This window comes from Eikenella corrodens (assembly GCF_003990355.1).
Lineage (GTDB): Bacteria > Pseudomonadota > Gammaproteobacteria > Burkholderiales > Neisseriaceae > Eikenella > Eikenella corrodens_B.
This window is the reverse complement of record NZ_CP034670.1, coordinates 1,158,179-1,183,644: the sequence shown is the minus strand read 5'-3', so window position 1 is coordinate 1,183,644 and position 25,466 is coordinate 1,158,179. Positions and strand designations below refer to the sequence as shown.

The window sequence follows — 25,466 nt, the reverse complement described above, 5'->3', positions numbered from 1 at the left end:
GCCACGGCGGGAATAATGAATTCTTCATACCAGGCGGCAAGCCGCAGGCAGTACGGATAAGTACGGCAAGGCAGGCCGCCGCAATAGGAAGGAATCAGTATCCCAGCCACCAAGCCATTACCCCCGCATTGCGCCGGTAATGGCTTCGGCTATCGGGGCGGACGTTTCAGGTAGCCTGCCGCCCCTTTTAAGCTGCAGCCGCTTTGCCGGCTGCTTCCCACCAACCGTCCTTTGTTTTTCCCGCAGTTTCGCGGCGTTTGCGCCAGATGGCAGGCAAACGCGCAGGCTGCCAGTTTCCAACCCCCTTCTCTTGCGAGGTTCCAACTATGGAAAAAATATTGTCCGACCTGGTAAGCACGATTAATTTCGTGCTGTGGGACTACCTGCTGATCTATGCCCTGCTCGGCATCGGCCTCTTTTTCAGCATCTACTTGGGCGTGCCGCAGCTCACCAAGCTCGGCGCGGCGTTCAAATCGGTGTTCGGCGGGCTCTTTGCCAAGAAAGATGCCGCCGACAAAGATCATAAATCGCTGTCGCAATTTCAGGCGCTGGCGGTGGCCGTGTCCGCCCAAATCGGCACCGGCAACGTGGCCGGCGTGGCCACGGCGATTACTGCCGGCGGGCCGGGCGCGATCTTCTGGATGTGGTTTTCCGCCGTGTTGGGCATGTCCACCATCTTTGCCGAAGCGCTCTTGGCGCAGAAATACCGCGTGGTCAGCCACGGCAAATACATCGGCGGCCCGGCGTTTTACATCACGCACGGGCTCACGCCGAAAATCGGCCGCAGCGCGGCGCGTTTCCTCTCCGCCGGCTTTTCGATTGCGCTGATTATCGCGCTGGGCTTCATCGGCAACGCCACCCAATCCAACTCCATCTCTTCGGCGGTAACCGTGGCCTTCAACATACCGCCTTTGGCGGTGGGCATCGGCTTGGCGGTGCTGGCCGGGCTGATTATCGTGGGCGGGGTGGACCGTATTGCCAAAATCACGCAGTTTGTGGTGCCGTTTATGGCCATCATCTATATCATCTGCGCGATTGTGATCCTGTTCAAATTCTCCAGCCACATCGCACCGATGTTCAACCACATCTTCACCGCGGCGTTTAACCCGCAGGCGGTGTTGGGCGGCGCGGCCGGCATCGGCATGCGCGAAGCGGTGCGTTTCGGCGTGGCACGCGGCCTGTTTTCCAACGAGGCCGGCATGGGTTCCACCCCGCATGCCCACGCCACGGCAGACGTGCAACATCCCGTGCAGCAAGGCATGGCGGCGTTTGTGGGCGTGTTTATCGATACGCTGCTGGTGTGCACTGCCACCGCGCTGATCATCCTGCTCACTGATGCCGACAAACTGGGCTTGCAGGGCGCGGCAGTAACGCAGCAGGCTTTCGTGATTGCCTTCGGCAGCGGCGGCGCACAGCTGTTGGCAGTGTGCCTCACCTTCTTCGCCTTCACCACCATCATCGGCTGGTACTACTTCGGCGAATCCAATATCCGCTTCCTGTTCCACGGCCGTCATTTGGCCATCTACCGCACCCTGGTGCTGCTGGCCATCGTGCTGGGCACGCTGGGCAAAGTGGACGTAGTGTGGAGCTTGTCGGACATGTTCAACGGCTTTATGGTGATTCCCAACTTAATCGCCCTCTTCCTGCTGCGCAAGGAAATCCGCGCGGTGTACGACGATTACCTGGCCCAGAAAAAAGCCGGCGGCGCGCTGTCGTATCACTACGAATTTCATGAGTATCACGAGCAGCAGTAAGCACGGCAAGCAGGCTACCTGAAAACAGAAAGGCTACCTGAAACTATTTTTCAGGTAGCCTTTTTATAGCCAAACCAATTCTCTTCCTAAGGCGCCACTCCGTCTTACCCATACCCTACAATCCTCTGCGGAGCAACGCCTGATGTGGGGAAGATAGCAATACAGTAAGGCAAACCAATGCAGTACGAAAGTTAAGTTGGTTTGCCACAGCAAAAAACTTAAGCCGCCGTTTCCACCTGCCCCGCCACTTCTCTATGCCGATACACCGGATCGGCAGCAGCGGTAAACACCACGTCGGTGGAAGAATTGAGCAGCGTACCGCATGGGTCTTGCACCACGCTGATAATCAGCCCGATGGTAACCATCTGCATCGCCACATCGTTGTTGATATTAAACAAGCTGCATGCCATCGGCACCAACGGCAGCGCCCCGCCGGGAATGCCAGAAGCCCCGCATGCGCCGATAACGGCAATAATCACCAGTAAAAAAGCCGTGATGAAGTCCACAGGGATGCCCAATGTGTGCACTGCGGCCAGCGTCAGGATAGTGATGGTAATCGATGCGCCTTCCATATTCATGGTGGCACCCAGCGGGATGGTTACCGCATAGGTTTCCTCATTCAGCCCCAGCTTTTTGCACAAATTCAGGTTGACCGGGATATTGGCCACCGAACTGCGGATAACGAAAGCAATCAGCCCGCTCTCTTTCAGGCAAGTCCACACCAGCGGATACGGATTTTTGCGGATTGCAAAAAACACAATCAGCGGATTCAGCACCAGCGCCATAAACGCCATCGCGCCCACAATCGCCAGCAGCACGTGCAGATAGGCCGCCAGGTTTTCCAAGCCAGTGCTCACAAACGTATGCAACGCCAGCCCGAAAATGCCGATGGGGGCAAGGCGGATAATCCAATACATCACTTTGTTTACCGCATCGGAAATGTTTTGCAGAAAATTGCGCGTAGGCTCGTCGGCAGCGCGCAAAGCCAAGCCCAACACCAAGGCCCAAGCCAAAATGCCGATGTAGTTGGCATCTGCCAAGGCTTGTACCGGATTGGTCACGATTTTGAGCAGCAGGTTTTGCAGCACCTCGCCAAACCCGTTCGGAATCGGCTTATCCGCCACATCCACCCCGTTGAGCGGCACAAAAGACGGGAATGCAAAGCTTACCGCCACCGCCAGCAATGCCGCCACCGCCATGCCCACCACATACAGCACAATCACCGGCCGGATATTCGAATTCATGCCCTTGCGGTGTTGCGCCACGGCCGACACCACCAGCGTGAACACCAGCAGCGGTGCAATCGCCTTGAGCGCACCCACAAACAGCGAGCCCAACAGATTGCCTGCCGACGCCACCATACTGCTGCTGCCGGCAAAGCGCACCAGCAAACCCAGCGCAACGGCGCCGAAAAAAGCAAAGGTAATTTGCGAAGCCAAGCCCCATTTGGGCAAAAGCTGTTTCCATCCTAAAGACATTTCCTTCTCCTTCAATCTGATTCAGGGCAATGAAACCCAAACGTCTTTTTCATGATAGAAGAAGAGGAAAGCCGCCAGAAATACTTTTTGTTGCTGTTTATATAATCAAAAATTCTATGGGCGTAAACAAAAAGGCTACCTGAAAACTTTCAGGTAGCCTCTTCCATAGCCGACGGTTTATTCCTGCCCGCCGCCCTTGTCTTCCGGCAGCCGCAGGACGGATACGATCAAGCCGCCCCAGATCACCACCAGCGCCACCAGCATCATCACAATCGCAATCGTGCTCATTATTCGTCTCCTTCGGTTTCAACAGGGGTTTCTTGCAGTTTGTCTTCGTGTTTCCACGGCAGGCCGGAGAGCAGGAAGGCAAACACCACCACCCCGATGGCCGTACCCCAGCCGTAGATGTTCACAAACCAAGCCGGGTAGCCGCCATAGCCTTCGGTGAGCAGCGAGCGCGTGTCGGTGAAGAGCATGGTGCCCAACACCAGGGGCGTTACCGCGCCCACAAACAGCAGCCAGGTTTTGCCCACTTTCAGCGAGGAAGTTTTGTTGATGTGGCGGGAAAGTACGCCCAGATGGCGGCTCAGCACCACGCACAACACATACAGGAAACCGGCGGCCACGATACCGTAGGTGTTCACAAATTTATCCAGCACATCCAATACCGGCAGGCCGGTGGTAGTGCCGAACAACAGCACCGAAGCCGTCATCATCGGCACGCCCACCGCCAGCGTGGCGGCCACGCGGCCGATTTTCAGTTTGTCCTGCACCGCCGCAATCACCACTTCCAGCACGGAAATCAGCGAAGTGAGCCCGGCGAACACCAGCGAGCCGAAAAACAGCAGGCCGATCAGCGCGCCGGCCGGTGCCTGGTTGATGATGGTGGGGAATGCGATAAAGGCCAGGCCGATGCCGCCGGCGGCCACATCGCCCACCTGCTGCCCGTTGGCCGTGGCAATAAAGCCCAGCGCGGCAAACACGCCGATGCCGGCCAGCAATTCGAAGCTGCTGTTGGCAAACGCCACCACCATGCCCGTGCCGGTTAAGTCCGAATCACGTTTCATATAGGAAGAATAAGTGATCATGATGCCGAAGCACACCGAGAGCGAGAAGAAAATCTGCCCATAAGCCGCCACCCACACTTCCGAGCTGGCCAGCTTGCTCCAATCCGGGGTAAACAACACGTCCAAACCCTTGGCCGCGCCCGGCAAAAACAGCGCAATCCCCACCAAGAGCACAAACATCACCACCAACAGCGGCATAAAGAAAGTGGACGCGCGCGCCACGCCCTTTTGCACGCCGAAGGCCAAAATCAGCAGCGTGGCCAGCCACACTAGCACCAGCGGCACGGTTACCTGCGCCACAAACTGCATCTGCGCCGACACGTCCGAAGCCATCTGCAAATAGTCTTTGAAGAAGAAATCGGCAGGATTCGCGCCCCAGGCCGCATTGAGCGAATAATAGGTGTAGCTGGCCGCCCAACCTAAAATCACCGCGTAGTAAAGCCCGATGAGCACGTTTACCAACACATTCCACCAGCCGATGGTTTCAAACCGGCGGTCGAGACGGCGGAACGCCAACGGCGGCGAGCCGCGATAGCGGTGGCCCACCGCATAATCGAGAAACAAAAGCGGGATGCCCGCCGTGAGCAGCGCCACCAAATACGGCAGGATAAACGCCCCGCCGCCGTTTTTATATGCCACATAGGGAAAGCGCCAGATATTGCCCAAACCCACCGCCGAGCCGATGGCGGCAAACATAAACGCCCGCCGGCTGGAGAAGGTTTCGCGCTTGGGATTTTGCGGATTAGACACGTTGAATACCTCTTAAAATGTGGATGGCGGCCATTTGCCAAAGTACAGCGGCCGCCGCAACTTACATCAACAACGATTTTGCAAGCAATCGTAAAGAATCGCCCCCGTCCGGTCAAGCACCGTGCTGTCAAATATCGGCAATTTTATTAATTGGAACTAAAAATCCAAGCAATAAAAAGCCTATTATTCATCGTAAAACAAGGCTACCTGAAAACCAAATGCCACACATCGGCAGGAATATGGCTTTAATCGGCCAAGCAGGTTTTTACTTCGCAGAAACCCGCCACATGCATTTTCAGGTAGCCTCAAGCCGCGTTTTCCTTCAGCGAGCCCAAATAAATCGCCACCAAAGTCAGCACCGCGCCACCCCACTGCCAGCCGTTAATCGGCTTGCTCAGCAGAAAATAATCAATCAGCAGCGCCGCCACCGGCTCGGAAAGCAACAGCAGCCCGGTGAGCGAGAGCGACAGCAGCGGAATCGCATAAGCAATCAAACCCCAGGCAAAGCACTGCATCACCACGCCATACACCAGCACCAGCCCCACATCGCGCCAGCCGGCCGGATACAGCGCCCCGCTGTCGAGCAGCAGCGCCGGCACCACCAATGCCAACGCCCCGCCTGCGCTGAGCACCATCATCATCGGAAACAGCGCCACCCGCTCCGCCTCATGCGTTTTGCGCACAAATACCATCGACAGCGCCAACATCGCCCCCGAAGCCGTGCCGCTCACAAACCCCCACACCGCCCGGCCGTTGTGCCCGAACTCCGGGCTGCCGATAAGCGCCACCCCGGCCACCGCCAACAGCAGGCTCGCCAGCTGCAACTTGCCCAAGCGTTCACCGTAAAAAATCACGCCGATGGCCGATAAGAAAAAAATCTGCAAGCTGTTGAGCAGCGCAGAAATACCCGGCCCCACCGCATGGATGCTCTCGTGCCACAACGCCAAATCGAAGGCCAGAAATACCCCGGCCAACGCAGCAAAGCGCAACGCCCGCGCACTCTGCGGCAGCTTCTGCCCGAAATGGCGCATCAGCAGCCAAAACACCGCCGCCGCCACTGCCAGCCGCCAAAACGCCACCGCATACGGGCCCACCTGCACAAATTTCACAATCAGGCTGCCCAGCCCGAACACCACGCAGCCCAACACCAACAGCGGCGCGGCATAAGAAATAGTTTGTTGTTTCATCTGATTTTTCCAAAGACAAAGGCTACCTGAAAACTTGGCTTCGGTTTTCAGGTAGCCTTTATGCCACACCCGGCGCGCCTACACAATCCGCGCTTTGAGCAAATCGTGCATATTCAGCGCGCCCAACAGCCTGCCCGCCTCATCGCACACCGGCAAGCCGTTCACGCGGTTTTGCTGCATGGTTTTCAGCGCCTCGGTAGCCAGCCGATTCGGCGTGATGGTTTTCGGATGCGCCCACATCACGGCTTGGGCGGTGAGGCCGGAGAGATCGCGCTGCTGCTGGGACAGGCGGCGCAAATCGCCGTCGGTAAAAATGCCTTTCAGGTAGCCTGCCTCATCGGCTACGGCCACCATGCCCAGGCCTTTTTCGCTCATGCACACAATCAGGTCGGCAAAAGGCGTATCCAGGCGCACCACGGGCAGTTCGTCGCCCGTATGCATCACGTCGGCCACTTGCAGCAGCAGGCGTTTGCCCAGGCTGCCGGCAGGGTGGCTCAGCGCAAAATCGTCTCTCGTGAAGGCGCGGGCACGCAACAGCGCCACGGCCAGCGCGTCGCCCAAAGCCAATGCAGCAGTGGTGCTGCTGGTGGGCGCAAGGCCGAGCGGACAGGCTTCCTGCGGCACGGCCACGGTGAGGTGGATGTCGGCATGGCGCGCCAGCGTGGATTCGGGGCGGCCGGTCATGCCGATCAGCGTGATGTTTTTACGCTTGAGCGCGGGCAGAATCACGGCGATTTCGTCGCTCTCGCCGGAGTTGGAAATGGCCAGCACCACGTCGCCGTCCACAATCATGCCCAAATCGCCGTGCGCGGCTTCGGCCGGATGCACAAAAAAGGCGGGCGTGCCGGTGGAGGCCAGTGTGGCAGCGATTTTGCGCCCGATGTGCCCGCTCTTGCCGATACCGCTCACCACCACACGGCCTTCGCAGGCCAGCACGGCTTCGCAGGCGCGGGAAAAACTGCCGTCCAACGAGTTGGACAGGGCACGCAATGCATCGGCTTCTATCGCCAGCACTTCACGGGCGTGGGCGAGATATTGTTGTTCACTCATCATTCTTCTTTCTTCATTCCGGCTTGCGGCCGCCGCCGGAATCGGGTATTTTCCAAAATTTACACATTCAGCGGAGGCTCAACATATGGCTATTTTGCAGGAAGTCAAACAGCTCGGCCAGCAAATTTGGCTCGACAACCTTTCCCGTTCGCTCGTGCGCTCCGGCACGCTGACTAAGTTGCAGCAAAGCGGCGTGAGCGGGGTTACCTCCAATCCGGCCATCTTCCGCCAAGCACTGGCCGGCGACGCATTATACACAGCCGAAATCGCCCAATTAAAGCAGCAGCCGCTTTCTGCCAAGGCGCGCTACGAAACCCTGGCCGTGGCCGACGTGCAGGCCGCCTGCGATGTGTTTGCCGCACAGTTTGCCGCCGAAGGCAACAGCGGGCTGGTGAGCCTCGAATGCGACCCCGCGCTCTCGCACGACACCGAAGGCACCATTGCCGAAGCGCGCCGCCTGTGGAATTTAATCAACCGCTCTAACGCCATGATTAAAATCCCCGCCACCGATGCCGGCATCGCCGCCCTGCCCGCCTTGGTGGCCGACGGCATCAACATCAACCTCACCCTGCTGTTCTCCCGCGCCCAAACCGTACGCGCCTACCAAGCCTATCAACAAGGCTTGGCGCAACGCACAGGCCAGGCCGCGCCGCAGCTGGTGGCCAGCTTTTTCATCTCCCGTATCGACACTGCGCTCGATCCCCAGCTGCCGCCGCACCTGCAAGGCAAAACCGCGCTGGCTCTGGCGCAGGCCGCCTATCGGGATTGGCAGCAATTCTTCGGCCAGCCAAACGATGCCGTGCCCACCGCCCGCCTGCTCTGGGCCAGCACCGGCGTGAAAAACCCCGCCTACCCCGACACCCTGTATGTGGACAACCTGATCGCCCCGCACACCGTTAACACCCTGCCCGATGCCGTGCTGCAAGCCTTCACCGACCACGGCCACGCTGCTGATGCCCTTTCCCGCCCCGCCGTGCCCGCACAGCCGATTCTGGACGAAGTCGCCGCCCTCGGTATCGACCTCGAAGCCTTGGCCGCCAAACTCCAGCAAGACGGCCTAGCCCAGTTTGAGCAGGCCTTCGCCCAAATGCTCGCCCCGCTGGCCGATTAGGCGAAAGGCTACCTGAAACCGCCACTCCGTTTTTCAGGTAGCCTTCCTCCAATCATAAACACATCACACACATGAATAACCCAATCGAAATCTACCAAAGCGCAGACGGGCAAACCCAAGTGGAAGTCCGCTTCGACACCGACACCGTATGGCTGTCGCAAGCGCAGATGGTTACCCTGTTCGGGCGTAACCAATCCGTCATTTCCCGCCACATAAACAATGCAATAGCCGAAGGAGAAATCAACGAAAAAAGCAATATGCAAAAAATGCATATTGCTTCCGCCGACCGACCTGTTACCTTCTACGATCTGGAAACCATCATTTCCGTAGGCTACCGCATCAAATCAGCGCAAGGCATCGCCTTCCGCCGCTGGGCCACCGCCCGCCTGAAAGACTACCTGATCAAAGGCTACGCACTCAACCAACAACGCCTGCAGCAAAACGCCGACGAGCTCGCACACGCCTTGCAGCTGATTCAAACCACCGCCGCCTCACCCGCCCTCACGCTGGAAGCCGGCCGCGGCTTGGTCGATATCGTCAGCCGCTACACCCACACCTTCCTCTGGCTGCAACGATACGATGAAGGTCTGCTGCAAGAGCCGGCGGGCGAAAACGGCGGCAGCCTGCCCACGCCTGAAGCCGCACGCCAAGCCCTGGGGCAACTCAAAACCGAACTCATCGCCCGCGGCGAAGCCAGCGATCTGTTTGCCCGCGAACGCGAAGACGGCTTAGCCGCCATTCTCGGCAACCTCGCGCAAAGCGTATTCGGCGCACCCGCCTACCCCAGCATCGAAAGCAAAGCCGCCCATCTGCTCTACTTTATCGTGAAAAACCATCCCTTTGCCGATGGCAATAAGCGCAGCGGCGCCTTCCTGTTTGTTGATTTCCTGCATCAAAACCACCGCCTGTTCCGCGCAGACGGCCGCGCTGTTATGGTGGATTAACAAAAATCAGGACAAGGCGGCGAGCCGCAGACAGTACACATAGTACGGCAAGGCGAGACAACGCTGTACTGGTTTTTGTTAATTCACTATATCAACGATACCGGCCTGGCCGCGCTCACCCTATTGGTGGCCGAATCCGCGCCCGCGCAAACAGACACCCTTATCCGACTTATCATGCACATGTTGCAACACCAACCCAACCCGTAACCTTAACATCATCATTATGAACCGCCATCTCCTCCCCGACCCCCGCCCCTATCCCGCCGATCCGGTAAAAAGCGAACTGCTGCTGCACGCCGAAGCTGTGGCCGCCAACCGCTCCCGCGCGCAAAACAAACTCTCCGGCGACACCCTGCACAGCCTGATTTTCCAAATGCTGCAATCGCGCCACCTCACCTCCCTCTCCGTGGCGCTGAGCATGGCGCCGAGCGATACCGTTTACCGCGCCCTGTGGCAGGCCATGGAGCAAACCCTGCGCCCCGCCGCTGCCGAAGAAACCGGCTGGCTCGCCCTGCCCGTGGTGCTCGTGGCCGGCTGCAACCAGGCCGCATCCCTGCCCGCCGCCCTCGATGCCGCCGCGCTTCATGCCAAACTGGCCGAATTCGAGCCCACCCGCCATCTGACGCAAACCGTGTGGCTGCCCGCGCTGCTCGCTGCCGAACAAATCAGCCGCATCAAGTTGGAACAATGGTTTGCCGCCAAACAAAGCCGTGCCGCTGCCGAACAGTTTGCCGCCGCACAAACCGGCGCCACAGAAATCGCCATCCCCTCCGGGCAGAGCGTGCACGTGGTGTACGCCCTGGGCTACAACGCGCCCGAAGCCCCCGGCAAACTCGGCCAGGCCGCCCTGCCCCTGATGCAATATTGGCAGGAACGCTTCGCCCTGCCCGGCCTCACCCTGTTTGCCAACCCGCTCGACCCGGCCGCCCCGCTCGAGGCCATCCGCAACGGCAGCCACACCCGCCAGCGCATGGCGCTGGATGTATTCGCTGCCAACGCCATCCGCGCCGTGCGCCTGCAAAGCCCGCGCGTCGGCGTGGCCGTAGCCGCCCAAGAAGGCGGGCAGATTGTGTTCAGCTTCAGCGCCACCGACCACAGCTACGGCCTGGTGCCGCAAACCTTCCGCTGGCAGCTCGCGCCTACAGACTCCGTAGATACCGTAGTGCAAAACTTCCTCGACCTGATGGCCGAATGCCAAGTGGAACACATCCGCCTGCTGCGCGACATCCTGCCCGAAAACGCCGCCATGCCCGATTATCCCCAAGCGCTGGAGTTAACCGGCTTCAACCCGCTGTTTAGCGAAGCGCCGCAATAAGCCCATCCGTTTTTCAGGTAGCCTCTATTCCCCAGATAAGGCTACCTGAAAAACTATAGCGAATAAGCCGAACTTCCACTGCGGCGTCGGTCTGCCATCTTGCAGCAAAAGCGTGTTCATCCGCCATCCGCGCTATCTGCCACCCCGCTGTTCAACAGGCTGGCTGAAAATGCTAAAATCGCGCCGTTATCGTTTTTATGCAAACAAAGGAAAAACCATGGCCGGCCACAGCAAATGGGCAAATATCCAACACAAAAAAGCCCGCGTTGATGCCCAACGCGGCAAAATCTTCACCAAACTGATCAAAGAAATCACCGTAGCCGCCCGCCTCGGCGGCGGCGACCCCGCCTCCAACCCACGCCTGCGCCTGGCCATGGACAAAGCCTGGGACGCCAACATGCCCAAAGACAACGTCCAGCGCGCCATCGACAAAGGCACCGGCAACCTCGAAGGCGTGGAATACATCGAGCTGCGCTACGAAGGCTACGGCATCGGCGGCGCCGCCCTGATGGTGGACTGCCTCACCGACAACAAAACCCGCACCGTGGCCGACGTGCGCCACGCCTTCAGCAAACACGGCGGCAACCTCGGCACCGACGGCTGCGTCGCCTTCAACTTCAAACACCAAGGCTACCTCCTGTTCGGCCCCGGCACCGAAGAAGACGCCCTGATGGAAGCCGCCCTCGAAGCCGGCGCCGAAGACGTCGTTGCCCACGACGACGGCTCGTTCGAAGTCATCACCGCCCCTGCCGACTGGGCCGGCATCAAAGCCGCCCTCGAAGCTGCCGGCTTCAAAGCCGAAGACGGCGACGTCACCATGCGCGCCCAAAACGAAACCGTGCTCGCCGGCGAAGACGCCGCCAAAATGCAGCGCCTGATCGACGCCCTGGAAGCGCTGGACGACGTACAAGACGTGTACACCTCCGCCGTGCTGGAGCTCGAGTAAACAGGCAAAGGCTGCCTGAAACCCCCGCTTCGCAAAAACGCCGCCTTGCCGCGTTTCACGGCGTTGCAGCCGATGTTTTCAGGTAGCCTTTGCAGGATTAGCCGCAGCCCGGGCATGGAAGCCCCGCCCCCGCCTGCCCATTATTTTTCAGGTAGCCTGCCCGGCACGGGCAGGGTGCGCGGAACGCACGCCTCGTTTGCCATTCCGCACCCGCACGCAGGGCTGCGCCGCACGCCCTGCCGCCCGCCGGAATTTTTCAGGTAGCCCGCGTAGCCGTAGCTTAGGCATCCGTGTCTGCACCGCCGAACCATTTTCACTTTAAAGGAGCCCGCTATGAAAAAAATCATTTTGCCCGCGCTGCTGGCCTTCGGCTGCTTGACCGCCGCCCAGTTTGCAGCGGCGAACCCGCAAGAACATTACTGCTATGCGATGTATGGCAACGGAGCTTGCGTGGATAATTCCGGCGGCGGCTACGACAGCGAGCCGGCACCCTACCGGGTGATAGAGCTTTATGACTTTTCCGCCTTGGCCGCCGCACCCAACCGCGTTTTCGCCGTTAGTAACGGCCACACCGCACGCGAGGCAAGGCAAGCAGCCCTAAACCGCTGCCGGGAGAAAGGCGGGCGCAATTGCCGCGCGATGGTAACGCGAAACGGATGCCTGAGCGTGGCCACGGGCAAAGATGCGCGCGGCGACACCTTCTATTTCTTCGGTACGGCGAAGCATAGGTCAGATGCGGGAGAAGACGCCCTGAACCAATGCAAAACAGGCCGCTACAAGGAATGCCGAATTTCCGATGAGCGGGAAACCGACATTTGCGCCGCGTACCCCCACTGAGCGCGCCCGCCGCAGCCCGGGCATGGAAGCCCACCCCCGCCTGCCCATTATTTTTCAGGTAGCCTCTAACACAGCCGGAGGCCGCCCGCCTTATCCGCAGCAACCCGCAAACCGGCTGTTTGGAAAGCTTCGCCATGACCGAAGAGCGTTATCAGGATTTGGCCGACAACCTGCTCCTGCAGATCCGCAACCTAGTAAACGGCAACCAGGCCGCCGCCGAAGACGTTGTGCCGCAAGGCAGCAGCGGCACCGACTTTATTATCCATGCCTTGGCCGATTGGCGGTTTTACGCCGACTCATCCGACGAAGTGTCGGCAGGCAATACGGCGGCGGCCGTACATTTCGGCTCGGACACGGCAGCCTTCTGGGCACACGCCGCACGGCTGGAACACGAAGCGGCGCACAGCCGCGAATTGCGCGCCGGCTTCACCGCCGAACTGCGCGGCGCAGACGGGCAGGGTTTGGCCCGGGCCGACAGCACACATTCTTTCCACCGCTTCCCCGACTACTCCGTGCACGAAGACTGCACCAACTGCCACGCCAGCGGTAAAGTGCGCTGCGGCTCGTGCGGCGGCAGCGGCCGCAAAAGCTGCCCTTCGTGCTGGGGCTCGGGGCAGCGCAGCGAGCAAGTGCCGGAATACGATTACCAAGGCAACTACCGGGGCAGCAAAACGGTCTACAAAAGCTGCTACGGCTGCGGCGGCAGCGGCCGCACCACCTGCGGCGCCTGCTTCGGACGCGGCAAGGTGCGCTGCGGCGAATGCAGCGGGCACGGCTTTTTCACCCGCGTACGCCACACCTGCGCCAAAGCGGCGGCCAAATTGTCGCTTAAAATTGAAAACGCCGCCGACATCCCTGCCTTCGAGGCGCTTTCCGACCTTTTATACCGCGCCGCCGCCGGATTCCTGGCCGCCAAAATCCCCTTCGAAACCGCCTCCGCCGCCGAAACGGACGGCAATATTTTTCAGGTAGCCTATCGCGGCGAAAGCACCGCCATCCGTTTGGATTTCTCCCTGCACCGGCGGCAGTACGCCTGCTGCGCCTTTTCCAACCCGCCCTACCCTTATTCGCGGCCGCTGCTTTTTGACGACCTGTTTGCAGACGAGCTGGCCTACCTGACCGAGAAAATCCCCGCCAAAGGCCGTTTGAACAAAAGCCGCGCCGTTTCGTTCTTCAACCGCTACGCCGGCCAGCCCGTGCTGGACGAAGCCATGCGCCGCATTGCCGCCCACCGCACCGACACCGTGCAAAACACCGGGCGCATGGTGCAGGAAGCCTGCCAATTCTTCATCGGCCGCGAAACGGCAGAAGCCCTGGCCGCCGCGCTCAACCGCATTATGGACAAAATCTCGCCCGCTTATTCGGCGGGCGTCTGGCTGTTTTTCGGCATACCCTTCCTTGCCCTGCAAACGCTGGCCGTGCTCGGCTTCGCCCAGGAGGGCATCGCGCAGCACCCGATCGGCACGGTGTTGGCCAGCGCATTAAGCGGCGCCGTCCTCACTGCCGCTGCGGGCGCGCTGATCTGCCTGCCCAGCATGCTGGCGGTGTGGTGGCGGCGGCGCAAAATCCCCGCCGCCTACCGCCAGCAGATGCGCAACCGCGAAGCCTTCCGGCTGCTGTTCCGCTGGGCGGCCGGCCTGTGGCTGGCGGCCTGCGCCTACGGCTGGGCGGCGGCGGCCGGCCATGCGCCGAAAATCGAAATCTCCTTGCGCGATGCGGCCGCGCAGGCATGCCGGAGCGAAACCGCGCAAGCCTACTTCCCCTTCTGCCGCCGGCCCGCCCCGCCCGCTGCGGACACCGCCCTGTCGGAAGCCGGACAGGCACGGCAGATTCAGCAGTTCCTTGCCGCGCGCGGCTATGCGCTGAAGGCGGACGGCAAATTCGGCAGGCAGAGCCGCCGCGCCGCACGGCAGTATCTGAAAAAATCCGGCATCGGCCTGCCCGAAAACGCGCCCACAGCCGAGTTTTACCGTGCAATCTTTCCGGAAAACCAGTAACCGGCCCCACATGCGCGTTTCCGCCGGCGGCCGCCCGCAAACCCGATGCCGCCCATCCGGCCTGCCGGCTGCCGCGCCAAAGCGTTTTCAGGTAGCCTTTCCATTCCTTCCCATCTTTTTCAGGTAGCCCCCATGACCCAGCTAAAAGACCCCGCCCTCCTGCGCACCCGGTGCTACATCAACGGCCAATGGCTTGATGCCGACAGCGGCCGCACCATCGCCGTATCCAACCCCGCCACTGGCGAAACCATCGGCAGCGTGCCGGATATGGGCGCGGCGGAAGCCGAACGCGCGGTGGCTGCCGCCCAGGCCGCCCTGCCCGCCTGGCGCGCGCTCACGGCCAAACAACGCAGCCAAATCCTGCGCCGTTGGTTTGATTTGATGATGGAGGCGCAGGAAGAACTCGCCACCCTGCTCACGCTGGAGCAAGGCAAGCCGCTGGCCGAGGCGCGCGGCGAAATTGCATACGGCGCGTCCTACATCGAATGGTATGCCGAAGAAGCCAAGCGCGTGTACGGCGACACCATCCCCGGCCCCGCGCCCGACAAACGTATTTTGGTACTCAAGCAGCCCGTCGGCGTGTGCGCCGCGATTACGCCGTGGAACTTCCCCAACGCCATGATCACGCGCAAAGCCGCGCCCGCTCTGGCCGCCGGCTGCACCTTCGTCATCCGCCCCGCCTCGCAAACACCGTTTTCCGCGCTGACCATCGCCGCCTTGGCCGAACGTGCCGGCATACCGGCGGGCGTGTTCAACGTCATCACCGGCTCGTCGCGCGAAATCGGCCGCGTGCTCACCGAAAGCGATACGGTGAAAAAATTCAGCTTCACCGGCTCCACCGCCGTCGGCCGACAACTGCAGGCGCAATGCGCTTCCACCATCAAGAAAACCTCGATGGAGCTGGGCGGCAACGCGCCGTTTATCGTGTTCGACGATGCCGACCTCGATGCCGCCGTCTCCGGCGCGATTACCTGCAAATTCCGCAACGCCGGGCAAACCTGCGTGTGCGCCAACCGCATCTATGTGCAAAGCGGCGTGTATGACGAATTTGTCCGCAAATTCGCCCAAGCGGCAGGCTGCCTGAAAGTGGGCAACGGCTTGGAAAGCGGCACGGAATGCGGCCCGCTGATTGATGAGGCCGCGCTGGCCAAAGTGGAAGAACACCTGGCCGACGCGCTCGCCCGCGGCGGCGAAGTAGTTGCCGGCGGCGCGCGCCACCCGGCGGGCAAGCTCTTCTTCCAGCCCACCGTTATCCGCCATGCCCATGCCGGCATGAAAGTGGCGCGCGAAGAAACCTTCGGCCCGCTCGCCCCCGTGTTCCGTTTCGAAAACGAAGCAGACGTGTTGCAACAGGCCAACGCCACCGAATACGGCCTGGCCGCCTATTGCTACACCCGCAGCCTCGGCACGGCCACGCGCATGATGGAAGGCTTGGAATACGGCATGGTCGGCATCAACACCGGCGTGATTTCCAACGAAGCCGCCCCCTTCGGCGGCGTGAAGCAGTCGGGCATCGGCCGCGAAGGCGGCAAATACGGGCTGGACGAATATTTGGCAACCAAATACGTGATGCTGGCGGTTTAAGCGGCAGGCTACCTGAAAACATCCGCCTCAACGCAGTGAAACGATAATTGGCGCAGCCAAGGCTCGGTTTCTGCAAAACGAAAGCACGGTACAAATTTTCAGGTAGCCTGTGCGCCAGTCCTTTATAATGTGCCTATTTGCACACGGCGGGACTCAAGCAAAATCCGGCGCACAGTCATACCAACTCCAGCCGCAAGCATCATCTCAATAATGAATTAAGATTTTCAGGTAGCCCCAAGCGACTACCTGAAAACGGAAAGCGCAAATGAAATTTATCGACGAAGCCAAAATCGAAGTGGCGGCCGGGCGCGGCGGCAACGGCGCGGTCAGCTTCCGCCGCGAAAAATACGTGCCGCGCGGCGGGCCGGACGGCGGCGACGGCGGGCGCGGCGGCAGCGTGTTCGCCGTGGCCAACGAAAACGTAAACACGCTGGTGGAATACCGTTTTGTGAAGCGCTATCAGGCCAAAAACGGCGAAAAAGGCCACGGCTCCGACCGCTACGGCGCCGGCGCCGACGATATCGAGCTGCAAATGCCCGTGGGCACACTGATCCGCGATGCCGACACCGGCGAAATCGTGGCCGACCTCACGCGGCATGGCCAGCGCGTTTGCCTGGCGCGCGGCGGCAAAGGCGGCTTGGGTAATATCCATTTCAAATCTTCGGTCAACCGTGCGCCCAAACAGACCACGCCCGGCGAACCCGGCGAAGCGCGCCGATTGCTGTTGGAACTGAAAGTGTTGGCCGACGTCGGCCTGTTGGGCATGCCCAATGCCGGCAAATCCACCCTGATCCGCGCCGTGTCCGCTGCCCGCCCCAAAGTGGCCGACTATCCCTTCACCACGCTGCACCCCAACCTGGGCGTGGTGCGCGTGGACGAAGGCCAAAGCTTTGTGATGGCCGACATCCCCGGCCTGATTGAAGGTGCGGCCGAAGGCGCCGGGCTGGGACACCGCTTTTTGAAACACCTTTCGCGTACCGGCCTCTTGCTGCACGTGGTAGACTTGGCCCCGTTCGACGAAGCCGCCAGCCCCGCCGCCGAAGCACTGGCCATCATCAACGAGCTGAAAAAATATGATGACGAACTGTTCGGCAAACCGCGCTGGCTGGTGCTGAACAAACTGGATATGCTCACGCCGGAAGAGGCTGCCGAACGCAAAGCCGAATTCCTCGAAGCCGTCGGCTGGAACTACCCCGCCCCCGGCGAGCCCGGCTTCGATCGGCAAACCCCGCGCCTGTTTGAAATAAGCGCACTCGCCCAACAGGGCACGCAGGAATTGGTGCGGCAAATCGGGCAGTATCTGGCCGAGAAGAAACAACTGGCCGCAGCAGAAGCTAACCAACAGGCCGATGCCGCACCGCAAATTTCAGAAACCAACGATTATTCGGTGTTGCAGCCGGAATAATTTCATGTAAAGGAAATATTATGGTTGTAGGAAAACTTATCAACTGGGTTATCGTAATCGGCGTGGCATACGGCTCATATCAATATCTGAGCACCGGGGACGTTACCTTTGGCGGCCCATCTAAAGAAACCGTACTTAAATTGGCCAATCAGGCCAACCGTAATTTAGGCCCTAAAGAACACTTAACCACAGGCCATGCCTGCGTAAGAAAAGGCGGCGGCATGATCAAGCAAGGTATTTTCCATTGTGAAATCAGATTGTTTGATGGCTTGGCTTCCTATGATATCCCACCCAAAGCGACCTATACGATTTCTCTTACAAAGCGAAACCGCCAATGGCAAGTTATCCACCAATCGCCGTATAAGCCCGTTACCAACACGTTGTAAATGTAAAGAATCTCTTGTATTGGCTTATCACGCTGTTTATCACAACCGACAGGACGGCCCATGAAACCTTTCACCTACCTCCCTGCCCTATTGTTGCTGGCTGCCTGCGCCCCGCAAGACAATGCCGCGCCGGCCTCTGCCCCGGCGGTGGCTTCCACCGTTGCTGCCTCCCAGCCTGCTGCCATACCTGCCGCATCAGCCGCTTCCACCGCTGCACAACCCGACGACGCCCAATGGATCGGCCGCTACTACGGCGTGCTGCCCTGCGCCTCTTGCGAAGGCATCGAAACCACCTTGATATTGCACGAAGACGGCAGCTACCTACTCGAAGAAACCTATAAGCAGCGCCAGCCGTTTACCGAAATAACCGATGGTCGCTTCACTTGGCGCAAGCCGCAAGAAGTATTCCAGCTTGACAAAGCCAGCGGCGAGCGGCTCTACCAAATCGGCAACGGCCAGATTTGGGCGCTGGATGCCGACGGCAAACAAGTGGAAGGCGAACTGGCCAACCTCTACATCCTGAAGCAGACCGTAAGCCAGCTTTAATCCGAAAAGAAATCCGGCCTTGGATCGGCCAAACCATTTCAGGTAGCTTTTATGCCTGCCCGCGCATAATAAAGGCTACCTGAAATTTTCACTGCACCAAACCAAACGCCACACGCCATGCCCCAGATCACCACCCACAGCACCCGCTTCACCCTGCAGGAAGGCGAAACCCTGCTCGAAGCCTTGGAGCGCACCGGCCACGAAATCGAATACCAATGCCGCAGCGGCTATTGCGGCTCCTGCCGCGTCAAACTCCTATCCGGCAGCGTTGCATACCGAGAAAGCCCGCTGGCTCTGATTCTGCCCAACGAAATCCTCACCTGCTGCTGCACGGTGAAAGAAGACATCCGCATCGACTGCCGACAACGGCAAGCCGAACCGGATTTATTCGACCGTGATCTATTTGCCGAAAATAACAACTAACCGGCAATTCCGCTACGGCAAAGGCTACCTGAAAGTTTTTCAGGTAGCCTTTGCTGCAAATAAACACAAGAAATACTTGAGGCGCAAACACTCATCGACAGCAGGCCAACACTGCATCGAAAGTTAAGTGTGTCTGCAATGCAGACTAATCGCTTCGCACAGCCCTAACCATAGGCTACCTGAAAAACCCAAACCAAACCCGCCGCCTGTCCACTAGGAAACAGGCGGCGGGTTGAGATATTGAGCCTGCCGTTTAGAAGGGAATATCGTCATCGATATCGTCAATCGGTGCCGGGGCAGGGGCTTGGCGGCGGGGTGGAGCGGGCGGTTCGGCGGCGTAGGCCGGTTCATTGTAGCCTTGGGCAGGCTGCTGGCGCGGGCTGCTGGGTGCAGCTGCGTATTGGTCGCTGCCTTCGTAGGGGCTGCTGCCGCTGTTGCGGCCGTCGAGCATTTTCATTTCGCTGGCCACGATATCGTAGGCGGTGCGCTCGATGCCGTCTTTGCCGGTGTATTTGCGGCTTTGGATGCGGCCTTCGATATATACCTTGCTGCCTTTTTTCAGATATTGGCCGGCAATTTCTGCCAAGCGGCCAAACATACTGATGTTGTGCCATTCGGTGCGCTCCTGGCGCTGGCCGTTGCGGTCTTTCCAGTTTTCGCTGGTGGCAATCGAAAAATTGGCCACGGCATCGCCGCTGGGCAGGTAGCGCACTTCGGGATCGCGCCCCAAGTTGCCGATAAGCATCACTTTATTCAACATGATTTCCTCCTAAAATAATCTGTTTGGCTGCGGCTTCATCGAAACCCTGCTGCCGCGCCTTGATGTAAACGGTTGAACGGTCGGCGCTGAGGCTGGCCGCCTCCACGCCTTCAAACTGCTGCAATACGGCCAAGAGCCGCTCTTCGCAGCCCTGCCAGATGGGCGAGATGCTCAGCGCCAAATTGCGTACTGCAGCCGGTGCGGGCGCCGCTGCGGCCATCAGCAGCCAGGCCAGCGTGAGCACCATGGAAAAGGCAAACACGCCGATCAAGCCGAAATGTTCAAACAAGCGCCCGCCGGCCGCGCCGCCCACAAACACGCCGATGGATTGCGCCGTGTTATACATGCCCATGGCGGTACCTTTTAAATCCGTCGGCGCTACTTTCGACACGATAGACGGCAGGCTGGCTTCCAAAATATTGAAGCCGACAAAATACACCACCAGCGATACGCCAATGGCCAAGAGCGAAGCCTGGCCGACATAGATACCGCACAAAGCCGCCGCAATCAGCGCGATACCGGCCACAAACACCTGCTTGAGCTTATTGCGCGTTTCACCCACCACAATCGCCGGCACCATCAACAGCAATCCCAGCAATACCGCCGGCAGATAAAGCTGCCAATGCTGCTCTTTGGGCAGCCCCAGGCCGCGCATCACAATCGGCAGGCTGGCAAAAATCGCCATCATCACCGCCTGCAAGGCGAAAATACCGAAATTAAGCTGCATCAAGCGTTTATTACGCAACACCTCGCTGATCCGCGAAGTTTGCATTTCCGTATCCTCGTGAAACTTCCCTCGCTGCGGATTGGGCGTAATCCACGCCACCACACCTATAGCCAGCACACACAACGCACCGGTGAGCGCAAATAGGCCGGAAACATTGATATATCGGGTGAGCAGCGGCGAAACCACCATGCTGACGGCAAAAGTTAAGCCGATGGTAAGCCCCACCGAAGCCATGGCACGGGTGCGCACTTCTTCACGCGTTAAATCCGCCAAAAGCGCGGTAACTGCCGCACTTACTGCACCGGCGCCCTGAATTGCCCGGCCGATGAGCAGCCAGGTAACTCTATCCGCCGCCGCGGCAATAAAACTGCCCAAAGCAAACACCACTAGGCCGAGGTAAATTACTTTTTTGCGTCCTAACTTGTCGGAAAGCATACCGAGCGGCAGCTGAAACAACGCCTGCGTTAAGCCATACACCGCAATCGCCAAACCGCCCGACCCAGGCGTGCTGCCCGGCAGCTCTTTGGCATACAACGCCAACACGGGCAATACCAAAAACATGCCTAGCATACGCAGCACATACACACCGGAAAGCGATGCGCTGGCACGCCATTCTGCAGGCAACAGTGCAGTGCGGGGAGCTCGAGACATAGTGTTTAACCGAAAGGGTTGGGGGAAAAACGCCGCAGATTATACCCGAAGCCTTGCCCCATCGGTGGGCTTTTAACGCTGGCAAGGCTGGATTAGTTTTCAGGTAGCCTGCTTCGCGCTTGAGGCTACCTGAAAATATCTATGTGCCATTAAAGCTTATGTCTGCACGCCCCATCGAGCAGCATCCTGCTCCAGCTCTGCTAAGTAATCCAGCCAAACTTGCGGGGCAGGCTGCTCGCTGCCGGATACGACGCAGCCATCTTCGTCTTCGTAATATTCGTCATCCCCCGGTTGGACATGCTTGGCGGCTTGGCATTCTTCACGATAGCGCTGCTGCACCCATTCGCGCTCTGCCCGGTAAAACCGTTGCGCCTGTTCCGGTTCTCCCAGCTTGGCGGCCAGCCGCATGGCGTGCCGGTTGCCGATAAGCGGATAAAGCTGCTGCGGCACGTTGTGTGCGGCAAAGTGTGGCAGCACAAATGTTTCCACTATGGTTTGCACTTCTTGCAGAGCGACAACGTTATTTGCACCGTCTGCCACTTCAAACCAAATATCTTGCCGCCCCGGCTCGGGCAGCAGAAAACCGATTCGCTCCTGTACCAGGCAATCAAGTATGTTCGGGAAATCGGGCAGGGGCTGCCCGGCTTCTTGGAAACGTGGATCGTGTTGCAACGGAGGGCAGGCGAGGCCGATATTGAAAGTAAAACTAATGCGGCTTTTGTCGCTCCACCGGCTTTTTTGCGTGTGAACCAGCTGACCAACGCCGTGTTCGGTGCAGCGGTAGAAATGGTTGCCTTTTTTCTTGAAGCCACGCGGTTTGAGTAGGATATGCAGATTCCTGATGGTTTGGCTGAAGGCTTGTGCGACAGTGAAATATTCCATATTTTGCAGTTAATCTCAGATTATATTTTTCAGGTAGCCTGCTTCGCGCTTGAGGCTACCTGAAAAATAGAAAAGACACTTCGGCTATGCTGAAAATCAAAATATGGATTTTCAGGCAGCCTAACTACGACCACTGCCAGCGGTTCTGCCACGCGCCGATTACCGCGTCGGGATAGCGCCGGCTGCCAAGGCTGCCGTTGTAACGCGCCAATGCACGCTCCATATTGCCGTTTTCCAGATTGCTGTAGTGGCGCAGGATGGTGCAGCCGTAGCGCAGATTGGTGCGGATGTCGAACAGGTTGTGCTCCGGTTTGCCGATGTATCGCTGCCAAAACGGCATCACCTGCATCAGCCCGCGCGCACCCACGCTGCTGATGGCATACTGCCGAAACGCGCTCTCCACCGTAATCAGCCCCAAAATCAGCTGCGTATCCAGCCCGGCACGGGTGGTTTCGTATTGGATGTTGATGAGCAGGCGGCGGCGCTCCAGCGGGTCGGGCACAAAACGTGCCAGCCGCAGCGACATATCATTGAGCCAGCGCGGCGCGTTATACGGGTTTTCAAACACCAGGCGCGGCGGGTTCACATTATTCACCGAATGGCGCATCACCGAAGTTACATCGTCCGACAGCGTCTCCTCGCGCTGCGCCCCGGCACGGGCGGCTTGGGGCAGGCAGGCAACGGCGGAAACGGCAGCCAGCGAGGCGAGCAGGCGGCGGCGCTCGGGCTGTTCGGGGGCAAACGGATACGGCATGGCTAAAGTGCACCGATTAAGATGATAACGGCCGCTATTATAGTGGAGTTTCGCCCACACGGCGTAGCTTGAGCCCGCCTGTTGCACCGAAGCAGGCAATCTGCGATACCGGCCGAACAATGAAACGGCATTTTGGCTCCGCCGCAGCCGATGCTTTCAGGTAGCCTTACCCGATATCGTTGAAGCGATTACTTCTTCCCGCAATGCAGCCTACAGACAGCATGAATAAGGCAGCAAAGTTCATCCACTCCCTCAGCAAAAATAAGGTGCTTAGCCTATATTCTGCAATAAACCTTTAGAATTTCCGCATATGGTTGTATGATGTGTTCCCGAATGATGCGCACGGAGCGCAATCATTGATTAATATCCAAACCAATCCAGGAGAACCAAACAATGAACATGAAAAAATGGCTGGCCACCGCCCTGGCCTGCTCCGCCATCGCCCTCAGCGGCTGCGGCAATTCCGGCAGCACCCAGCAAGCTTCACAGCCTGCCGATGCCAATGCTTCCGGCGCTTCCGCCCCCGGCGGCGAAAAAGTATTGCGTGTGGCCACCAATGCCGAATTCGCCCCCTTCGAATCTAAAAACCCCGACGGCAGCCTCAGCGGCTTCGATATCGACCTCATCAACGCCATGGCAAAAGAAGCCGGCTACCGAGTTGAATTTAAAGACCAATCTTGGGACAGCCTTTTCAACAGCCTGCGCAACGGCGATGCCGACGTAGTGGTGGCTGCCGTAACCATCACCCCCGAGCGCCAACAAAGCATGCTCTTCACCGACCCCTACTTTGAAATCACCCAAGTAGTGGCCGTACCCCAAGGCAAACAGGTAGCCTCCGTAGAAGATTTGAAAAACCTCAACCGCGTAGGCGTGGTAACCGGCAACACCGGCGATTTGGCCGCCTCCAAACTCTTGGGCGCCACCAACCCCAAAGTAACCCGCTTCGAAACCCTGCCCCTCTTGCTGAAAGAATTGCAAAACGGCGGCGTGGACGCAGCCGTGAGCGACAGCTCCGTGGTGATGGAATTCATCAAGCACAACGGCGACAAAGGCTTCACCATGATTAAAGTGCCCGATTTCGAAGCCGAACACTACGGCATTGCCCTGCGCCAAAACGACACCGAGCTGCGCGACACCCTCAACAAAGCCCTGGCCGCCGTTAAAGCCAGCGGCGAATACGAGCGCATCCACCAGCAATACTTCGGCACCGCCGCCGCCAAATAAGCCGGCTCTGCCAATCTCACGCCAAACTGCCTGCAAACGATTGCAGGCAGTTTTTTATGAAGGAAAAGGCTACCTGAAAATGCCCTTTGGGGTTTTCAGGTAGCCTTTTTGCCGTAACGGCTGCTTTATTTGGGTGAAGCTTAGTTTTTGTATTGCTCGAACTTCTCCAGCCAGCGGCTGCATTGTTGGGCCTGGTTTTCCATTTGCAGTTCGGCACTTTTGCTGCCCGCCCTTTTTTCGATGGCTTCATAATCGGCCTCTACTCTCTTGTTCCATGCTGCCGTTGCCGCTTTGACGTCACCGTTGGCATCTTGCAGCCATATATGCATGGGATAGCCGCTGAAATCGGGGTTGTCGGCCAGCGGGGCGTAGGCCTCCATGGCGCTCACGCAGCTTTCGGGCAGTTTGCCGCTTCCGCCGCAGGCGGCCAGGGTTAGGGTCAGCATAACAAGCGGTAACATTCTGTGTTTCATTGCATACTCCTTAGTTGGGTTGGAAAAAACTGCGGGTAGTATATTGTTTTTTTTTTTCGACTTGTCAAGTCTAATTTAATCTGTTTATGAATTGACTGGCTTTCAAGTATAGAGGATTAACAAAAATCAGGACAAGGCGGCGGGCCGCAGACAGTACACACGTTACGGCCAGGCGAACCAACGCCGTACTGGTTTTTGTTCATCCACTATAGCCCGGATAGGGAAGGCTACCTGAAAATGTTTGAGGATTTTCAGGTAGCCTTGGTTTGGGTTGCCGCTGCAGTTCACACGATGGTTTGTTTGCCGTAGCTTTCGATGATTTCCTTTATCCGCAGGATGGTTTCTTTGGGCGGGGCGTGCACGCCTTTGAGTTTGTATTCGTCGCCGCACAGCGCCCATTTGTGGGCGCCGAGTTCGTGGTAGGGCAAGATTTCCACAGTGTCGGCGTTGGGCATATCGGCAATGAATTGGCCGAGCAGGTGGGCGGAGCGGTCGTCGTCGGTGTAGCCGGGCACGACGACGTAGCGGATGCGGGTGGGCTGGCCTCGGGCGGCGAGGTGGCGGGCGAATTGCAGGGTTTTGGTATTGGGGATGCCGACGAGGGTTTTGTGGATTTCGGGGTCGATTTGCTTTAAATCGAGCATGACGAGGCTGGTGTTGTCGAGCAGGCTTTCGAGGGTGGCGTCGTAGTGCAGGGCGTAGCCGTTGGTGTCGAGGCAGGTGTGGATGTCGTGCTCGCGGCAGGCCGCAAACCAATCGCGGATGAATTGGTATTGCAGCAGGGGCTCGCCGCCGGTGGCCGTTACGCCGCCGCCGGTGGCGCGGAAGTAGTGTTTGTAGGAGAGCACTTGCTGCATAAGCTGGGGCACGGTGAAGTGCAGCTCTTTTTCGCTGTGCCTGTCCCAAGTGTCACGGTTGTGGCAGTAGAGGCAGCGCATCAGGCAGCCTTGCATGAAGAGGACGAAACGCAGGCCGGGGCCGTCTACGGCGCCGCCGGTTTCTACGGAGTGGACGTAGCCGATGCCTTCGTAGGGGCGGGCGCGGGTGTCGGGCTGTTTTTTCGGCGGGGTATCGGGGCTAATGGGGATGGTATCTGGCATGGTGGTTGGCGTGTGTTGTTTTCAGGTAGCATTTATGGCTTGGAACGTTTAAGTAGCGGGCTGAAAGCCTGCCCTGCCCTGCTGGCTATCAGTTTTCAGGTAGCCCGGGCACAGG

General features: G+C 59.0%; 26 protein-coding genes. 15 read left to right on the top strand and 11 right to left on the bottom strand.

Annotated features, from left to right (window positions below):
- Positions 1–326 precede the first annotated feature (326 nt).
- Positions 327–1,754: an alanine/glycine:cation symporter family protein gene (locus tag ELB75_RS05930; RefSeq protein WP_126983133.1), complete on the top strand. Its 1,428-nt coding sequence runs from the start codon at positions 327–329 to the stop codon at positions 1,752–1,754.
- A gap of 218 nt (positions 1,755–1,972) precedes the next feature.
- Here the strand turns inward: ELB75_RS05930 and sstT are convergent, their stop codons facing one another.
- From sstT to ELB75_RS05905, 5 genes are all read right to left on the bottom strand, one after another.
- The gene (sstT, locus tag ELB75_RS05925; RefSeq protein ID WP_126983132.1) at positions 1,973–3,232 is read right to left on the bottom strand and encodes a serine/threonine transporter SstT; all 1,260 of its coding nucleotides are present in this window, start codon (positions 3,230–3,232) and stop codon (positions 1,973–1,975) included.
- A 177-nt stretch (positions 3,233–3,409) separates the two neighbouring features.
- Complete coding sequence (locus ELB75_RS05920; protein WP_126983131.1) at positions 3,410–3,520, bottom strand: methionine/alanine import family NSS transporter small subunit; 111 nt, start codon at positions 3,518–3,520, stop codon at positions 3,410–3,412.
- Complete coding sequence (locus tag ELB75_RS05915; RefSeq protein WP_126983130.1) at positions 3,520–5,049, bottom strand: sodium-dependent transporter; 1,530 nt, start codon at positions 5,047–5,049, stop codon at positions 3,520–3,522. The genes ELB75_RS05920 and ELB75_RS05915 overlap by 1 nt, the downstream gene beginning before the upstream one ends.
- Before the next feature lie 305 nt (positions 5,050–5,354).
- Complete coding sequence (locus ELB75_RS05910; protein WP_126983129.1) at positions 5,355–6,236, bottom strand: DMT family transporter; 882 nt, start codon at positions 6,234–6,236, stop codon at positions 5,355–5,357.
- A gap of 78 nt (positions 6,237–6,314) precedes the next feature.
- Positions 6,315–7,289, bottom strand: a complete 975-nt coding sequence (locus tag ELB75_RS05905; protein WP_126983128.1) for a KpsF/GutQ family sugar-phosphate isomerase — start codon at positions 7,287–7,289, stop codon at positions 6,315–6,317.
- Between the two features lie 82 nt (positions 7,290–7,371).
- Between ELB75_RS05905 and tal the strand changes: the two genes are divergently transcribed.
- The 13 genes from tal (at position 7,372) to yfaE (ending at position 18,780) form a co-directional block, all read left to right on the top strand.
- A complete protein-coding gene (tal, locus tag ELB75_RS05900) occupies positions 7,372–8,397 on the top strand; it encodes a transaldolase (RefSeq protein ID WP_126983127.1) in 1,026 nt (341 codons plus the stop codon).
- A 71-nt stretch (positions 8,398–8,468) separates the two neighbouring features.
- Positions 8,469–9,341, top strand: a complete 873-nt coding sequence (locus ELB75_RS05895) for a virulence RhuM family protein/type II toxin-antitoxin system death-on-curing family toxin (protein ID WP_241236119.1) — start codon at positions 8,469–8,471, stop codon at positions 9,339–9,341.
- A 75-nt stretch (positions 9,342–9,416) separates the two neighbouring features.
- Positions 9,417–9,548 carry a hypothetical protein gene (locus tag ELB75_RS13035; protein WP_277600832.1) on the top strand — a complete coding sequence of 44 codons (132 nt, stop codon included), beginning with the start codon at positions 9,417–9,419 and terminating at the stop codon, positions 9,546–9,548.
- Between the two features lie 16 nt (positions 9,549–9,564).
- The gene (locus tag ELB75_RS05890; RefSeq protein ID WP_126983126.1) at positions 9,565–10,656 is read left to right on the top strand and encodes a conjugal transfer protein; all 1,092 of its coding nucleotides are present in this window, start codon (positions 9,565–9,567) and stop codon (positions 10,654–10,656) included.
- Positions 10,657–10,873: 217 nt separating this feature from the next.
- On the top strand, positions 10,874–11,602 hold the full coding sequence (locus ELB75_RS05885; protein WP_126983125.1) for a YebC/PmpR family DNA-binding transcriptional regulator: 729 nt from the start codon (positions 10,874–10,876) through the stop codon (positions 11,600–11,602).
- Between the two features lie 45 nt (positions 11,603–11,647).
- A complete protein-coding gene (locus ELB75_RS05880) occupies positions 11,648–11,866 on the top strand; it encodes a hypothetical protein (protein WP_126983124.1) in 219 nt (72 codons plus the stop codon).
- 69 nt (positions 11,867–11,935) lie between these two features.
- Positions 11,936–12,439 carry a DUF4189 domain-containing protein gene (locus tag ELB75_RS05875; protein ID WP_126983123.1) on the top strand — a complete coding sequence of 168 codons (504 nt, stop codon included), beginning with the start codon at positions 11,936–11,938 and terminating at the stop codon, positions 12,437–12,439.
- A gap of 119 nt (positions 12,440–12,558) precedes the next feature.
- Entirely contained in the window at positions 12,559–14,436 is a 1,878-nt protein-coding gene (locus tag ELB75_RS05870) for a hypothetical protein (RefSeq protein ID WP_126983122.1), read from the top strand.
- A 132-nt stretch (positions 14,437–14,568) separates the two neighbouring features.
- Complete coding sequence (locus ELB75_RS05865) at positions 14,569–16,020, top strand: NAD-dependent succinate-semialdehyde dehydrogenase (protein ID WP_126984222.1); 1,452 nt, start codon at positions 14,569–14,571, stop codon at positions 16,018–16,020.
- 265 nt (positions 16,021–16,285) lie between these two features.
- Positions 16,286–17,425 (top strand): GTPase ObgE, encoded by a 1,140-nt coding sequence (obgE, locus tag ELB75_RS05860; protein ID WP_126983121.1) that lies wholly within the window; start codon positions 16,286–16,288, stop codon positions 17,423–17,425.
- A gap of 20 nt (positions 17,426–17,445) precedes the next feature.
- The gene (locus ELB75_RS05855; protein ID WP_126983120.1) at positions 17,446–17,811 is read left to right on the top strand and encodes a hypothetical protein; all 366 of its coding nucleotides are present in this window, start codon (positions 17,446–17,448) and stop codon (positions 17,809–17,811) included.
- 60 nt (positions 17,812–17,871) lie between these two features.
- The gene (locus tag ELB75_RS05850; RefSeq protein WP_126983119.1) at positions 17,872–18,357 is read left to right on the top strand and encodes a copper resistance protein NlpE; all 486 of its coding nucleotides are present in this window, start codon (positions 17,872–17,874) and stop codon (positions 18,355–18,357) included.
- Between the two features lie 117 nt (positions 18,358–18,474).
- Entirely contained in the window at positions 18,475–18,780 is a 306-nt protein-coding gene (yfaE, locus tag ELB75_RS05845) for a class I ribonucleotide reductase maintenance protein YfaE (RefSeq protein WP_126983118.1), read from the top strand.
- Between the two features lie 253 nt (positions 18,781–19,033).
- Here yfaE and ELB75_RS05840 read toward each other — a convergent pair whose 3' ends face one another.
- From ELB75_RS05840 to ELB75_RS05825, 4 genes are all read right to left on the bottom strand, one after another.
- Complete coding sequence (locus ELB75_RS05840; protein WP_164726915.1) at positions 19,034–19,543, bottom strand: single-stranded DNA-binding protein; 510 nt, start codon at positions 19,541–19,543, stop codon at positions 19,034–19,036.
- Positions 19,530–20,918 carry an MFS transporter gene (locus ELB75_RS05835; protein ID WP_164726821.1) on the bottom strand — a complete coding sequence of 463 codons (1,389 nt, stop codon included), beginning with the start codon at positions 20,916–20,918 and terminating at the stop codon, positions 19,530–19,532. Before ELB75_RS05835 ends, ELB75_RS05840 begins: the two co-directional genes overlap by 14 nt.
- 156 nt (positions 20,919–21,074) lie before the next feature.
- Positions 21,075–21,800: a DUF4304 domain-containing protein gene (locus ELB75_RS05830; protein WP_126983116.1), complete on the bottom strand. Its 726-nt coding sequence runs from the start codon at positions 21,798–21,800 to the stop codon at positions 21,075–21,077.
- A 124-nt stretch (positions 21,801–21,924) separates the two neighbouring features.
- The gene (locus tag ELB75_RS05825) at positions 21,925–22,554 is read right to left on the bottom strand and encodes a lytic transglycosylase domain-containing protein (protein WP_126983115.1); all 630 of its coding nucleotides are present in this window, start codon (positions 22,552–22,554) and stop codon (positions 21,925–21,927) included.
- Positions 22,555–22,947: 393 nt separating this feature from the next.
- Here ELB75_RS05825 and ELB75_RS05820 point away from each other — a divergent pair, with 393 nt between their 5' ends.
- On the top strand, positions 22,948–23,778 hold the full coding sequence (locus tag ELB75_RS05820; protein WP_126983114.1) for a basic amino acid ABC transporter substrate-binding protein: 831 nt from the start codon (positions 22,948–22,950) through the stop codon (positions 23,776–23,778).
- Positions 23,779–23,918: 140 nt separating this feature from the next.
- Here the strand turns inward: ELB75_RS05820 and ELB75_RS05815 are convergent, their stop codons facing one another.
- Positions 23,919–24,239 carry a hypothetical protein gene (locus ELB75_RS05815; RefSeq protein WP_206501496.1) on the bottom strand — a complete coding sequence of 107 codons (321 nt, stop codon included), beginning with the start codon at positions 24,237–24,239 and terminating at the stop codon, positions 23,919–23,921.
- Between the two features lie 296 nt (positions 24,240–24,535).
- On the bottom strand, positions 24,536–25,351 hold the full coding sequence (pflA, locus tag ELB75_RS05810) for a pyruvate formate-lyase-activating protein (RefSeq protein ID WP_126983112.1): 816 nt from the start codon (positions 25,349–25,351) through the stop codon (positions 24,536–24,538).
- Positions 25,352–25,466 lie beyond the last annotated feature (115 nt).